This is a genomic window from Streptomyces sp. NPDC058459 (genome assembly GCF_042721685.1).
In the GTDB taxonomy this organism is placed as follows: Bacteria; Actinomycetota; Actinomycetes; order Streptomycetales; family Streptomycetaceae; genus Streptomyces.
Genome location: NZ_JBHXLV010000013.1, coordinates 12,492 through 26,027, shown reverse-complemented (window position 1 = coordinate 26,027; position 13,536 = coordinate 12,492). Strand labels below are relative to the sequence as shown.

Sequence of the window (13,536 nt, the reverse complement as noted above, 5' to 3'; positions counted from 1 at the left end):
GTCACATCATCTGACTGAATGACATCAGTAGGCGTGACGAATCGGGGAGTTTCATGCAGACCATCACCCGGCGGGGAATACTCGGCGTCGGCGCGGGGGTGGCGGCGGCCGGAGTCGTCGGCTGCGGCACCTCCGCCTCCGTGGACGGCGGCAAGCACCCCAGCGGTTCCGGCAAGCCCTCGCCCGGCGGCAGCGGCCCCGCCAAGGCCCGCCCCATCGGCGACGGTTCCACCGCCTTCACCGGCAAGCAGCCCCACCAGCCCGCCCGCCCCGAGCCGCTGGAGCCGGGTCAGACCCCGCCGCAGTTCGTGGTCTTCTCCTGGGACGGCGCCGGCGAGGTCGGCAACGGCCTCTTCCCGCGCTTCCTGGACCTGGCCAAGGAGCACGGCGCGAGCATGACCTTCTTCCTCTCCGGGCTGTATCTGCTGCCCGAGTCGAAGAAGCGCCTCTACTACCCGCCCAACAACCCGCGCGGCGCCTCCGACATCGGCTACCTCACCGACGAGCACGTCAAGGCCACCCTGACCAACGTCCGCCGGGCCTGGCTGGAGGGCCACGAGATCGGCACCCACTTCAACGGGCACTTCTGCGGCGGCTCCGGCACGGTGGGCAACTGGACGGCCGCCCAGTGGCGCAGCGAGATCGACCAGGCCAAGAAGTTCGTCAAGGAGTGGCGCACCAACACCGGCTGGAGCGACCTGCCCGCGCTGCCCTTCGACTACGACAAGGAACTGGTCGGCGGCCGCACCCCCTGTCTGCTGGGCCAGGACAACCTGCTGCCCACCGCCCGCGAGCTGGGCTGGCGCTACGACGCCTCCTCGCCCGGCGGCCGGCAGACGTGGCCGGTCAAGCGCCAGGGCATCTGGGACCTGCCGCTCCAGCAGGTGCCCTTCCCCGGGCACTCCTTCGAGGTGCTGTCCATGGACTACAACATGCTCGCCAACCAGTCGGTCAACTCGACCAAGGCCCCCGCCTACAACTACCCGAACTGGCGCAAGCAGTCGGCGCAGGCGTACATCAGCGGCTTCCAGCGCGCGTACGAGTCCAACCGGGCGCCGTTCTTCGTCGGCAACCACTTCGAGCAGTGGAACGGCGGCATCTACATGGACTCCGTCGAGGAGGCGTTCAAGCACATCGCGCGCGAGAAGGAGAAGGGCGCGGATGTGCGGCTGGTCTCCTTCCGGCAGTTCACCGACTGGCTGGACGTGCAGCGGCCGGAGGTGCTGGCGAAGCTGCGCACCCTGGAGGTCGGCCAGCAGCCGGCCGGGGGCTGGAAGGCGTTCCTGGCGGACACGCAGGGCGCCGGCAGCGGCACACCCGGCAAGAGCGCCAGTCCGGACGCCGCGTGACGACATGTCTGTGATGTCCGGTGTAAATGCCCCCTGAAAGGCACATTTCGGCTCGACAGGGGGGCGGGCGAAACCGCCGGAACCGCCATGCGAAACTTTTCACATGAGTACCCGTAGCCGCGCCGCCCTGCTCGGTGCCGTGGCCGCCGCCGCGGCCCTGACCCTGTCCGCGTGCGGCAGCGGCGGGACCTCCGGCGGTGGCGGCGACACCAACTTCGTCACCGGCGACAACGGCATGGACACCGCCGCCAGGGGCGACCGCGCCAAGGCCCCCGACCTGTCCGGGAAGACGATCGACGGCGGGACCGCCGACGTCGCCGACTACAAGGGCAAGGTCGTCGTCCTCAACGTCTGGGGCTCCTGGTGCGGGCCGTGCCGGGAGGAGGCCAAGTACTTCGCCAAGGTCTCCAAGGCGTACCAGGACCAGGGCGTGCAGTTCGTCGGGATCAACACCCGCGACACCAGCACCACCCCGGCCCTCGCCTTCGAGAAGGCCCACGGCATCGCGTACCCGAGCCTGTACGACCCGACCGGCAAGCTGATGCTCCGCTTCCCCAAGGGCACGCTCAACCCGCAGCTGATCCCGTCCACGCTGATCCTCGACCGGGACGGCAAGGTCGCCGCGCGGGCGCTCCAGGCGCTCGACGACACGGCCCTGCTGAAGCTGCTCAAGCCGGTCCTCGCGGAGAAGTGACGTGAGCGCCCTGCTGACGCTCGCCGCCGTGACGAGCCGGAACGAAACCGTGCTCGACGGCGCCCTGCTGCTCGCCCTGCCCGTCGCGGTGCTCGGCGGGCTGGTCTCCTTCTTCTCGCCCTGCGTCCTCCCGCTGGTCCCCGGCTACCTCTCCTACGTGACCGGCGTCACCGGCACCGACCTGGGCGACGCCCGACGCGGCCGGATGGCCACCGGCGCCACGCTGTTCGTCCTCGGCTTCACCGTGGTCTTCGTCTCCGGCGGCGCCCTGTTCGGTTACTTCGGGCAGACGCTGCAGGGCTACAAGGACGTGCTCACCGACGTCCTCGGCGTCCTGATGATCGTGCTCGGTGTCTTCTTCATGGGCCTGATGCCCTGGCTGACCCAGCGCGAGTTCCGCTTCCACAAGCGCCCCGCCACCGGACTGGTCGGCGCCCCCGTGCTCGGCGCCCTCTTCGGGATCGGCTGGACGCCCTGCATCGGCCCCACCCTCGCCTCCGTCGTCGCCCTCTCCTCCCAGCAGGCGAGCGCCGGCCGGGGCGCGATACTGACCGTCGCGTACTGCTTCGGGCTCGGCGTGCCGTTCGTGCTCACCGCGATCGCCTTCCGCAAGGCCCTCGGCGCCTTCGGCTGGGTCAAACGCCACTATGTCTGGGTGATGCGGGCCGGCGGCACGATGATGATCGTGACCGGCGTGCTGCTGCTGACCGGCGCCTGGGACCACCTGGTGCAGCAGATGCAGACCTGGTCCGACGGCTTCTCTGTGGGGATCTGAACGATGAGCGACACCGGAACCGAGCAGAGCCGCCAGGACCAGGAGGGCCTGGGCGCGGCCGGCTCACAGCTGTCCACCGCGCCCCAGGAGGACACGGCGGCCCTGCCGGGCCTCGGCGTCATCGGCTGGGCCCGCTGGTTCTGGCGGCAGCTGACCTCCATGCGGGTCGCGCTGCTGCTGCTCCTGCTGCTCTCCCTCGGCGCGATCCCCGGTTCGCTGATCCCGCAGACCGCCGCCGACGCGGGCAAGGTCGAGGCGTTCCACGCGGCCCACACCACCCTCGCGCCCGTCTACGACAAGCTCGGGCTGTTCCACGTCTACAGCTCGGTGTGGTTCTCCGCGATCTACATCCTGCTGTTCGTCTCCCTCATCGGCTGCATCGTCCCGCGCACCTGGCAGTTCACCGGCCAGCTCCGCGGCCGCCCGCCGGGCGCCCCGCGCCGGCTGGACCGGCTGCCCGCGTACACCACCTGGCGCACCACCGCCGGCCCCGAGCAGGTACGCGCGGACGCGCTGGCCCTGCTGAGGAAGCGCCGCTTCCGCGCCCACACCGCGGGTGACGCGGTCGCCGCCGAGAAGGGGTACCTGCGCGAGCTGGGCAACCTGGGCTTCCACATCGCCCTGATCGTGCTGCTGGTCGCCTTCGCCTCCGGCCAGCTGTTCAAGTCCGACGGCACCAAGCTGGTGGTCGAGGGCGACGGCTTCTCCAACGCGCTGCCGATGTACGACGACTTCAAGTCCGGCAGCCTGTTCCGCAACGACGACCTGGTGCCGTTCAGCTTCGACCTCAAGGACTTCAAGGGCACCTACGAGCTGTCCGGCCCCAACCGGGGCACCCCGCGCACCTTCGAGGCGAAGATCGACTACAGCGAGGGCGCGTACGGCAGGACCCGCTCCCGGCTGGTCGAGGTCAACCAGCCGCTGAAGATCGACGACGCCAAGGTCTACCTGGTCAGCCACGGCTACGCGCCCGTCATCACCGTCCGCGACGGCAAGGGCGAGGTGGTCTACCAGGACGCCGTGCCGCTGCTCCCGCTGGACGGCAACGTCACCTCCCAGGGCGTCGTCAAGGTCATGGACGGCTACCACGACGCCAAGGGCGTCGCGGAGCAGCTCGGCATCCGGGCCTTCTTCCTGCCGACCTACGGCGGTGGCGCCTCCGTCCTCTCCCAGTTCCCGGCGCTGCTGAACCCGGTGCTCAACCTGGAGCCGTACCACGGCGACCTCGGCGTCGACGCGATGCCGCAGAGCGTGTACCAGCTCGACAAGAAGCACATGAAGGGCTTCAAGGACGCCGGGGGCAAGCAGTTGCGGGTCAACCTCAGGCCGGGGCAGACCATGAAGCTTCCCGACGGCGCCGGTACCGTCACCTTCGGCAAGGACGTCAAGGAGTGGGCGGGCTTCCAGATCGTGCAGGAGCCGGGCGGCACCTGGGCGCTGGGCGGCGCCGTCGCCGCGATCCTCGGCCTCGCCGCGTCCCTCTTCATCCAGCGCCGCCGGGTCTGGGTCCGGGCCGTGCGCGGCGCGGACGGGGTCACGGTGGTCGAGATGGCCGGGCTCGGCCGCAGCGAGTCCGCCAAGGTCCCCGAGGAGCTGGGCGCCCTCGCCGGAACCCTCTACGACCGGGCGCCCGGCGCCCCCGACACCTCCGCAGACTCATCCCACGCCGTACCTGCCGAAGGGGCTGAGAAGTGACTCTCGCCGCCGCAACCGACCTCGCCGCCGCGACCAACGAGCATCTGGCGAGCATCAGCAACACGCTCATCTACTCCTCGATGGCCGTCTACACGCTTGCCTTCTTCGCCTACATCGCCGAATGGCTCTTCGGCAGCCGCAGCAAGGTCGGCCGCACGGCCGCCGCGCTCACCGCCGACGCCGGGCCCGCCAGGAACGCACCGGCCGTCGCCGTGAAGCGGGGGGGCTCCACCACCGTGCTGGAGCGCCCTCAGGTCGTCGTGCGCTCCGCCGCCGGCGCCCGTGACGTGCCGGACGGCCCCGGCGCCCACGGCGGCGACGCGCAGGGCGACATGTACGGCCGGATCGCGGTCTCCCTCACCGTGCTCGCCTTCCTGGTGGAGCTGGCCGGTGTGGTCGCCCGCGCGGCCTCCGTGCGGCGCGCCCCCTGGGGCAACATGTACGAGTTCAACCTGACCTTCTCCACCGTCGCGGTCGGCGTCTACCTGGGCCTGCTGGTGCTCAGGAAGAACGTCCGCTGGCTCGGCCTGTTCCTGATCACCACGGTCCTGCTGGACCTCGGTCTCGCCGTCACCGTGCTCTACACCGCCAGCGACCAGCTCGTCCCGGCGCTGCACTCGTACTGGCTGTACATCCACGTCTCCACCGCCATCTTCTGCGGCGCGGTGTTCTACGTGGGCGCGGTCGCCACGATCCTGTACCTCTTCAAGGACTCCTACGAGAACAAGCTGGAGAGCGGCGGCACGCCCGGCACCTTCGCCCGCTCGGTGCTGGAGCGGCTGCCCGCCTCGGCGTCGCTGGACAAGTTCGCCTACCGGGTCAACGCGGCCGTCTTCCCGCTGTGGACGTTCACGATCATCGCGGGCGCGATCTGGGCGGGTGACGCCTGGGGCCGGTACTGGAACTGGGACCCCAAGGAGACCTGGTCCTTCATCACCTGGGTCGCCTACGCCTGCTACCTGCACGCCCGCGCCACGGCCGGCTGGAAGGGCCGCAAGGCCGCCTACCTGGCGCTGATCGCCTTCGGCTGCTGGCTGTTCAACTACTACGGCGTCAACATCTTCGTCAGCGGAAAGCACTCGTACGCGGGCGTCTGACGGGCGGGTCGGCGAGACTGGGGGCATGCACGGGTCCGTCGAGCAGGGCATGAGCCAGACGCACGGCAACACGCACATCCGGCACTTCACGGTGCGGCTGCCGAGGTCCATGGGGGAGGTCTGGCCCGCGGTGGCCGCCGCCGGGGGCCTGTCCGCCTGGTGCACCCCGGTCGACGTGCTCGAACCCCGCCTCGACGGCATGGTCGCGCTGCGCGGCCTGGGCGCCGGGCGGGTCACCGCCTGGGATGTGGACCGGGTCGCGGAGTACACCGTCGAGGGCGGCGGCCGGCTGCGGTTCCACCTGGAGCGCGACGGGGAGGACGGCAGCACCCTGCGCTTCACCCACGAGTACCAGGGCGAGGGCGCCTCGGAGGCGGAGTGGCGCACCCGCTTCGAACGGCTGATCGAACAGATGGGCTAGTCGGGCTCCTTCTCGCCCAGCCCCGCACTGAGCGCGTCCCGCAGCCCCGTCAGGCGGGCGATCTCCGCGTCCAGCGGGGCCAGCTCCGCCGGCCCGTACTCCCGCTGCCCCGAGCCGGTGCGGCGCGGCGGAGGGAGCAGCCCCCGCTGCTCGTGGAAGCGCAGCGCCCGAGGGGTCGTCCCCACGGCCGCCGCCGCGTCCCCGATCCTCATGCCCCACCCACCCGTCAGCCCCGCGGCAGCTCCACCACGACCGTGCCCGCGTACTGCCCGGCCACCAGCCCCGCCCACGCCTCCGGCGCCCGGCCGATCCCGCTGACCGGGGTGACGGGGAACCGGATCGCCCCGGAGCGCAGCCAGCCGCCGAACCGCCCGGCCCACTCCTCCTCCACCCCCGGACGCGGCGAGGCGTGGTACCCCGAGAGCGTCACGCCCCGCAGGACCAGCCCGGTAGCCGTCCAGCTCCATCGGGGCCTCGGCCCCGGCCCCCTCCGCCGCCAGCCACCCCGCCGGCGCGCCGACCAGCGCGAACCGCGCCCCCACCCCGCGCGTCAGGGGCAAGCGGCTTCAGGCCGGCAGCGCCGACATCAGGTCCCGCAGGCGTTCCACGTACAGGCCCATGTTCTTGGCGGCCACGTCCGTGTCCGGGTGGCGGCTGGCCAGCCAGAGGCCGTCGTGGGCGCGGTTGACCCAGACGCAGACCTGGTCGCCGTAGGAGACCCGGAGCAGGGCGTGGGCGTTCTGCTCCGCCCAGCGGGCGGCGCCGGGGATGCCGCGGGTGTCGACGAAGGAGACGATCGAGTACAGGTCCGGTGAGGTGGGCCGGAAGTCCGCGCCGAGCAGGCTCAGCACCCGGGCCAGCGGCATCCGGGCCAGGGTGCGGTTGGCCTGGAGCTGCGCCCGCACCGCGCGCAGGGGGGCGGTCAGGTCGGGGGCGTGGTCGAGCGGCACCTCGATGGGGGCGCCGCCGACGAACCAGCCGACCGAGTCGCTCCACTGGGACTTCACCCGGGTGTGGAACGGCACCACCGTCCGGTACACCGACTGCTCGCCCAGCTCCTGCACGATCAGCGCGGTCGCCGCCAGCAGCCCGACCAGGCTGCCCCCGTACGGCCGGCAGTACGCCTCGAACGCGGCCGCCGTCTCCGCGTCCACCAGCGGCTCGCAGATCATCCGCTGCCGGGGCAGCCGGCCGCCCGGCTCCACCCCCAGCTCCACCGGGAACGAGGGCAGCGTGCCGTCGCAGCGGCGGATGAACTCCCGCCAGCGGGCCACCGTCTCGTGCCCGCCGTCCAGCCGGTCGGCGTCCGCCCGCTCGATCTCGCAGAAGTCCACGTAGCTCGCGGCCGGGGTGCGCACCACCGGCCCGCGCCCCTCGACGCCCGCCGTGTACAGCTCCTCGATGTCGGCCGGGATGCCGTGCAGCGAGTAGGCGTCCACGTTGCTGTGGTCGAAGGCGAGGAAGACGGTGGCCGAGTCGTCCCGGACCACGGCCGCGTAGATCAGGTTGGGCCAGCGCAGCGCGTCCGCGACCGTGTCGAAGCGGGACTGCAGATGCGCGGTCAGCGCGGCCGCGTCCGTGAACTCACCCCCCGGCTCCCGGTGCAGGGTGACGTCCCGGGCATCCAGGGTGAAGCGGCGCAGCTCCTCCCCGTCCTCGCCGGTCCAGCGGAAGCCGCTGCGCAGCGTCTCGTGCCGGACCGTCCAGGTACGCAGGGACTCCTCCAGCACATCGAGGTCGACCGGTCCGGCGAGGTCGAAGGAGGTGCCGAGCCAGGTCGGCACGAACAGGCCGTCCTCCCGGACGTGCCGGGCCGTGCGGATGTGCGACTCCTGGATGTAGGCGGGCGGGCGGGAGTCCTCCGGCAGGCCGTGCGCCGTGGCGACGGTCGCCGGACTCAGCGTCCACTCCACGAGCCGGCCCGGCCGGACCTCGCAGCGCTGGATGTCAGTGATTCGCACGCGTCTCCGATCGCAGAAGGGGACCCCGGTGTGGTGGGGCCCCCGTCAAGGGAATGCCGTCGCATGCGGTCCGGACATGCCCGCGCGGGGCTTTTCAGCGGAACGGATGGCGGGCCGAACGCGTGACCGTGCGCCGCGGCGTCCGATGTCCTCCCGAACCGCCGCACCGGCCCCGAGCGGTCATGGGGCCCTCACTCCGTCCCCGGCTCGTCCTTCCTCAGGGAGCGCAGGAAGTCCGGGTTGTCATCGGGGGCCACCCAGGTGGGGGCGGGGCCGGCGGTGTGGCGGACCCTGCCGGTGATCAGCCAGGCCAGCGGGCCGACCAGCACCTCGCCGAAGAGCAGCACGATGAACACCCAGGCCACCTTGGGCAGGTGGCGGACCTCGTCCTCGGGGGTGTTCAGACAGTCCACGAACGCGTAGATCCACAGCGCCAGGACCAGCAGGAACGGCAGATACCTGAGCATGGTCGCGCGATCTCCCCACGGTGTGGACGGCCCCGGTGACCGGGCCAGCGTAGCCGGTGGCCGATACTGGGACACATGGCTTACGACGATCTTCGCTCCCTGCTGCGGGCGCTGGAGCGCGAGGGAGACCTCAGGCGCGTCAAGGCAGAGGTCGACCCATACCTGGAGGTCGGTGAGATCGTCGACCGGGTACAGAAGGCCGGCGGACCGGCGCTGCTCTTCGAGAACGTCAAGGGCTCCGCGATGCCCCTGGCGATGAACGTCTTCGGCACCGACCGCCGCCTGCTCAAGGCGCTCGGGCTCACGTCGTACGCGGAGATCTCCGACAGGATCGGCGGGCTGCTGCGGCCCGAGCTGCCGCAGGGCTTCGTCGGCGTCCGGGAGGCGTTCGGCAAGCTCGGCGCGATGGCGCACGTACCGCCGAAGAAGGTCAAGGGCGACCACGCGCCCGTCCAGGAGGTCGTCCTCACCGGTGACGACGTGAACCTGGACGCGCTCCCGGCCCTGTTCACCTGGCCGGGGGACGGCGGCTCCTTCTTCAACCTCGGGCTGACCCACACCAAGGACCCCGGGACCGGCGTCCGCAACCTCGGTCTCTACCGGCTCCAGCGGCACGACAGGCGCACCATCGGCATGCACTGGCAGATCCACAAGGACAGCCGCAACCACTACGCGGTCGCCGCCCGCCGGGGTGAGCGGCTGCCGGTCGCCATCGCCTTCGGCTGCCCGCCCGCCGTCACCTACGCCTCCACCGCGCCGCTGCCCGGCGACATCGACGAGTACCTGTTCGCCGGGTTCATCGCGGGCAGGCGGATCGAGATGGTCGACTGCAGGACCGTCCCGCTCCAGGTCCCGGCCAACGCCGAGGTGGTCATCGAGGGCTGGCTGGAGCCGGGCGAGATGCTGCCCGAGGGACCCTTCGGCGACCACACCGGGTTCTACACCCCGCAGGAACCGTTCCCCGCGCTGACCATCGACTGCGTGACGATGCGGAAACGGCCGCTGCTCCAGTCCATCGTGGTCGGCCGGCCGCCGACCGAGGACGGCCCGCTCGGCCGCGCCACGGAACGTTTCTTCCTGCCGCTGCTGAAGATCATCGTCCCGGACATCGTGGACTACCACCTCCCCGAGGCGGGCGGCTTCCACAACTGCGCGATCGTCTCGATCGACAAGAAGTACCCGAAGCACGCGCAGAAGGTGATGTCCGCGATCTGGGGGGCGCACATGATGTCCCTGACCAAGCTGATCGTGGTCGTCGACTCCGACTGCGATGTGCACGACCTGCACGAGGTCGCCTGGCGGGCGCTGGGCAACACCGACTACGCCCGTGACCTGGTGGTCGCCGAGGGCCCCGTCGACCATCTCGACCACGCCTCCTACCAGCAGTTCTGGGGCGGCAAGGCGGGCATCGACGCGACGAAGAAGCTGCCCGAGGAGGGCTACACGCGGGATGGGGGCTGGCCGGAGATGGTCCTGTCGGACCCGGCCACTGCCGCGCTGGTGGACCGGCGCTGGAAGGAGTACGGACTGTGAGCACCGCCGCGATCCCCCAGCCGGGGCGCACCAGAGCGTTCCTGCGCCTGGTGATGATCGAGCACTCGGTCTTCGCGCTGCCCTTCGCGTACATCGCCTCGCTCACCGCCATGTACGAGTGGGACCGGAACATCCACTGGGCGCGGCTGCTGCTGGTCACCGTCTGCATGGTCGGCCTGCGCACCTTCGCCATGGCGGTCAACCGGATCATCGACCGCGAGATCGACGCCCGCAACCCGCGCACCGCCCACCGCGAGCTGGTCACCGGCGCGATGTCGGTACGGCACGCGTGGACCGGCGCGCTGGTCGCGCTGGTGGTCTTCCTCGGCTCGGCCGCCCTGCTGAACCCGCTGTGCCTGGCGCTCGCGCCGATCGCGGTGATCCCGATGGTGGTCTATCCGTACGGCAAGCGGTTCACCGACTTCCCGCAGGCCATACTGGGCCTCGCGCAGGCGATGGGCCCGGTCGGCGGCTGGCTGGCGATCTCCGGCACCTGGTCCTGGGACGCGGTGATCCTCGGCTTCGCGGTCGGCATCTGGATCGGCGGCTTCGACCTGATCTACGCCTGCCAGGACGTGGAGACCGACCGCGAGGTCGGCGTGAAGTCGGTCCCGGCCCGCTTCGGCGTCCCGGCGGCGATCTGGGGCGCGCGGGTGTGCCACACCGTCACGATGGCCCTGTTCGTCTGGTACGCGGTCCTCACCCACGCGGGCGCGTTCTTCTGGCTGGGCCTGGTCGTCGTCGCGGGTGCCTTCGTCTACGAGCACCGCATCGTGCGCCCCCACGACCTGTCCCGCCTGAACCGGGCGTTCTTCAGTGTCAACGGCTTTATCGGGATCGCGCTTTTCGTGTGCGCGCTGCTGGACCTGCTGGTGCGGGGGCTGACGTTCTGACTCGATCGAGTGATCGAGCGATGAAGGCCTGAACCCGGGTCGCCGGCCGGACCGGTTTCGTGGCAGTCCCCGCCGCCACGGGGTCCGGTCCGGCGCCCCCGCAGCACCTGCCGGGGTGCCGCACCTTCGCTGTTGCACGGGTACGAAGGGGTACGGCCCCCACCCGGCCTGAGCACCGTGCGTCACGCCGGTACTCTCAAGGTGTGAACGCAGGAGAAACGCAGCGCGTGCCTTGGATCGTGGGGGTTTCGGGGGCTTCGGGGACGCCGTACGCGGCGGCGGTGCTGCGGGCGCTGCTGGACGCCGGGGAGGACGTCGACCTGGTGGTCAGCCGGGCCTCGCGGCTGACGCTGCTGGACGAGACGGGGATCTCGTTCCGGGACGCCCACTGGCGCGCGGACCTGCGGGACTGGCTGGCCCGCGGCGCCGACGGCAAGCCGGACACCTACCGGCCGGACCTCGGCGGGGTGCGGTACTGGAACGCGGGCGACCTCGCGGCGGGACCGTCCTCGGGGTCGTATCCGGTCAGGGGCATGCTGATCGTGCCGGCGTCGACCGCGTGCGTCGCGGGGGTGGCCCTGGGGCTCTCCAAGGACCTGCTCCAGCGGGCGGCGAGCGTGACGCTGAAGGAGCGCAGGCCGCTGGTGGTGGCGGTGCGCGAGACCCCGCTGAACGGACAGACCCTGCGCCAGCTCGTCGCGCTGGACGAGGCCGGGGCGAGCGTGGTCCCCGCCTCACCTGCCTTCTACGCGGGCGCGACCCACATCCAGGACCTGGTGGACTTCGTCGCCGGCCGGGTGCTGGACGCGGCGGGCGTGGAGCACGGCCTGTACCGGCGCTGGAAGGGCGAGCTGGGCGGCGGCGCGCGGGACAAGTAGCGGTACCCCTCATCTCACACAGGCAGATCTCACACCGGAAGGCTTCGATCGCATGGACGCGGTGGACAGGCAGCTCATCCAGGCCCTGAGAGAGAACGGCCGGGCCTCGTACGCGGAGCTGGGGCGCCTCGTCGGCCTGTCGGGACCCAGCGTCACCGACCGCATCAACCGGCTGGAGGCGGCCGGGGTCATCACCGGTTACCGCGCCACCGTGGACGCCGCCTCGCTGGGCCTGGGGGTCACCGCGCTGATCGGCATCTCGCTGTCCGACGCCGCCGACCACGAGGACGTGGCCCGCAGGCTGAAGGACCTCACCGAGATCGAGGACTGCTGGTTCATCGCCGGTGACGACTCCTTCATGCTCAAGGTCCGCTCCTCCGACGTGGACGGTCTGGAGAAGACGATCCGCCGGCTGAGCGGCACCAAGGGAGTCTCCCGCACCCGCACCACCATCGTGCTCTCCACCAAGTGGGAGAACAGGGTCGGGGAGCTGCCCGAAGAGGTGTAGCCGGGCGGGAACACGGGTTCGGGGGAGTACGGTTGGTCAGGTTGTCGTGGAAAGGTGTTGGTATGGACGTCGGACTCAAGCGCGAGCTGGAGGACAAGGTCCGCTCCGGTGAGCGGCTGACCCGTGAGGACGGCATCGCGCTCTACGAGTCGGACGACCTGGCGTGGCTCGGCGGCCTCGCCCACGAGGTGCGCACCCGCAAGAACGGCGACGTGACGCACTTCAACGTCAACCGTCACCTCAACATGACCAACGTGTGCACGGCGTCCTGCGCCTACTGCTCGTTCCAGCGCAAGCCGGGCGAGAAGGACGCGTACACGATGCGCATCGAGGAGGCCGTGAAGCTGGCCAGGGCGATGGAGTCGGAGAACCTGACCGAGCTGCACATCGTCAACGGCCTGCACCCGAACCTGCCGTGGCGCTACTACCCGCGCTCGCTGAAGGAACTGAAGGCCGCGCTGCCGCACGTCTCGCTGAAGGCGTTCACGGCCACCGAGATCCACCACTTCGAGACGATCTCCGGGCTGAGCGCGAGCGAGATCCTGGACGAACTGATCGACGCGGGCCTGGAGTCGCTGACCGGCGGCGGCGCCGAGATCTTCGACTGGGAGGTCCGCCAGCACATCGTGGACCACCGCACGCACTGGGAGGACTGGTCCCGCATCCACCGCCTGGCACACGAGAAGGGTCTGAAGACCCCGTGCACCATGCTCTACGGGCACATCGAGGAGCCCAGGCACCGGGTGGACCACGTGCTGCGGCTGCGTGAACTCCAGGACGAGACCGGCGGGTTCCAGGTCTTCATCCCGCTGCGCTACCAGCACGACTTCGTGGACATGCAGGACGGCAAGGTCCGCAACCGCCTCCAGGCGCGCACCCGGATGGCGACCGGCGCCGAGGCGCTGAAGACGTTCGCCGTCTCCCGGCTGCTGTTCGACAACGTGCCGCACGTGAAGGTGTTCTGGGTGATGCACGGCGTGCAGACCGCCCAGCTCGCCCTGCAGCACGGCGCGGACGACATGGACGGCTCGGTCGTCGAGTACAAGATCACGCACGACGCGGACAACTACGGCACGCCGAACAAGCTGACCCGCGAGGACCTGCTCGACCTGATCCGCGACGCGGGCTTCCGCCCGGTGGAGCGGAACACGCGCTACGAGATCATCCGCGAGTACGAGGGTCCGGACCCGCTGCGCCGGGAGACCCCGCAGGCGATGCGCGTCTGAGGCCCGTTGAACCAGGGCCAGGGTAATGGCTACCTTGGC

The 13,536-nt window shown here is 70.8% G+C and carries 14 protein-coding genes and 1 pseudogene; 11 read left to right on the top strand and 4 right to left on the bottom strand.

What is annotated here, in order from left to right:
* The first annotated feature begins 53 nt into the window (after positions 1 to 53).
* The 6 genes from ACFWN1_RS04845 (at position 54) to ACFWN1_RS04820 (ending at position 6,031) form a co-directional block, all read left to right on the top strand.
* Positions 54 to 1,349 carry a hypothetical protein gene (locus ACFWN1_RS04845; RefSeq protein WP_384358217.1) on the top strand — a complete coding sequence of 432 codons (1,296 nt, stop codon included), beginning with the start codon at positions 54 to 56 and terminating at the stop codon, positions 1,347 to 1,349.
* Between the two features lie 103 nt (positions 1,350 to 1,452).
* Positions 1,453 to 2,043, top strand: coding sequence for a TlpA family protein disulfide reductase (locus ACFWN1_RS04840; protein ID WP_384358215.1), 591 nt, complete (start codon positions 1,453 to 1,455; stop codon positions 2,041 to 2,043).
* Position 2,044: 1 nt separating this feature from the next.
* Positions 2,045 to 2,818, top strand: a complete 774-nt coding sequence (locus ACFWN1_RS04835; protein ID WP_384358213.1) for a cytochrome c biogenesis CcdA family protein — start codon at positions 2,045 to 2,047, stop codon at positions 2,816 to 2,818.
* Between the two features lie 3 nt (positions 2,819 to 2,821).
* The gene (locus ACFWN1_RS04830) at positions 2,822 to 4,513 is read left to right on the top strand and encodes a cytochrome c biogenesis protein ResB (protein WP_384358211.1); all 1,692 of its coding nucleotides are present in this window, start codon (positions 2,822 to 2,824) and stop codon (positions 4,511 to 4,513) included.
* Complete coding sequence (gene ccsB / locus ACFWN1_RS04825; protein WP_384358209.1) at positions 4,510 to 5,610, top strand: c-type cytochrome biogenesis protein CcsB; 1,101 nt, start codon at positions 4,510 to 4,512, stop codon at positions 5,608 to 5,610. Before ACFWN1_RS04830 ends, ccsB begins: the two co-directional genes overlap by 4 nt.
* A gap of 25 nt (positions 5,611 to 5,635) precedes the next feature.
* On the top strand, positions 5,636 to 6,031 hold the full coding sequence (locus ACFWN1_RS04820; RefSeq protein WP_384358207.1) for a hypothetical protein: 396 nt from the start codon (positions 5,636 to 5,638) through the stop codon (positions 6,029 to 6,031).
* 17 nt (positions 6,032 to 6,048) lie between these two features.
* Here the strand turns inward: ACFWN1_RS04820 and ACFWN1_RS04815 are convergent.
* The 4 genes and pseudogenes from ACFWN1_RS04815 to ACFWN1_RS04800 all read right to left on the bottom strand — a co-directional run.
* Positions 6,049 to 6,243 (bottom strand): annotated as a pseudogene (locus ACFWN1_RS04815) (MerR family DNA-binding transcriptional regulator); the annotation flags it as partial.
* 14 nt (positions 6,244 to 6,257) lie between these two features.
* A complete protein-coding gene (locus ACFWN1_RS04810) occupies positions 6,258 to 6,461 on the bottom strand; it encodes a hypothetical protein (protein ID WP_384358205.1) in 204 nt (67 codons plus the stop codon).
* Between the two features lie 136 nt (positions 6,462 to 6,597).
* Positions 6,598 to 7,992 carry a condensation domain-containing protein gene (locus ACFWN1_RS04805; RefSeq protein ID WP_384358203.1) on the bottom strand — a complete coding sequence of 465 codons (1,395 nt, stop codon included), beginning with the start codon at positions 7,990 to 7,992 and terminating at the stop codon, positions 6,598 to 6,600.
* Between the two features lie 191 nt (positions 7,993 to 8,183).
* Positions 8,184 to 8,459, bottom strand: a complete 276-nt coding sequence (locus ACFWN1_RS04800; RefSeq protein ID WP_384358201.1) for a PLD nuclease N-terminal domain-containing protein — start codon at positions 8,457 to 8,459, stop codon at positions 8,184 to 8,186.
* Positions 8,460 to 8,534: 75 nt separating this feature from the next.
* Here ACFWN1_RS04800 and ACFWN1_RS04795 point away from each other — a divergent pair, with 75 nt between their 5' ends.
* The 5 genes from ACFWN1_RS04795 to mqnE all read left to right on the top strand — a co-directional run bounded on the left by ACFWN1_RS04795 (position 8,535) and on the right by mqnE (position 13,497).
* The gene (locus tag ACFWN1_RS04795; protein ID WP_384358199.1) at positions 8,535 to 9,992 is read left to right on the top strand and encodes a menaquinone biosynthesis decarboxylase; all 1,458 of its coding nucleotides are present in this window, start codon (positions 8,535 to 8,537) and stop codon (positions 9,990 to 9,992) included.
* Complete coding sequence (gene mqnP / locus ACFWN1_RS04790; protein WP_384358277.1) at positions 9,971 to 10,885, top strand: menaquinone biosynthesis prenyltransferase MqnP; 915 nt, start codon at positions 9,971 to 9,973, stop codon at positions 10,883 to 10,885. The genes ACFWN1_RS04795 and mqnP overlap by 22 nt, the downstream gene beginning before the upstream one ends.
* Before the next feature lie 227 nt (positions 10,886 to 11,112).
* Positions 11,113 to 11,763 (top strand): UbiX family flavin prenyltransferase, encoded by a 651-nt coding sequence (locus tag ACFWN1_RS04785; RefSeq protein ID WP_384358197.1) that lies wholly within the window; start codon positions 11,113 to 11,115, stop codon positions 11,761 to 11,763.
* A 52-nt stretch (positions 11,764 to 11,815) separates the two neighbouring features.
* Positions 11,816 to 12,271 carry an Lrp/AsnC family transcriptional regulator gene (locus ACFWN1_RS04780; protein WP_018543802.1) on the top strand — a complete coding sequence of 152 codons (456 nt, stop codon included), beginning with the start codon at positions 11,816 to 11,818 and terminating at the stop codon, positions 12,269 to 12,271.
* Between the two features lie 62 nt (positions 12,272 to 12,333).
* Positions 12,334 to 13,497, top strand: coding sequence for an aminofutalosine synthase MqnE (gene mqnE / locus ACFWN1_RS04775; RefSeq protein WP_384358195.1), 1,164 nt, complete (start codon positions 12,334 to 12,336; stop codon positions 13,495 to 13,497).
* Positions 13,498 to 13,536: the final 39 nt, after the last annotated feature.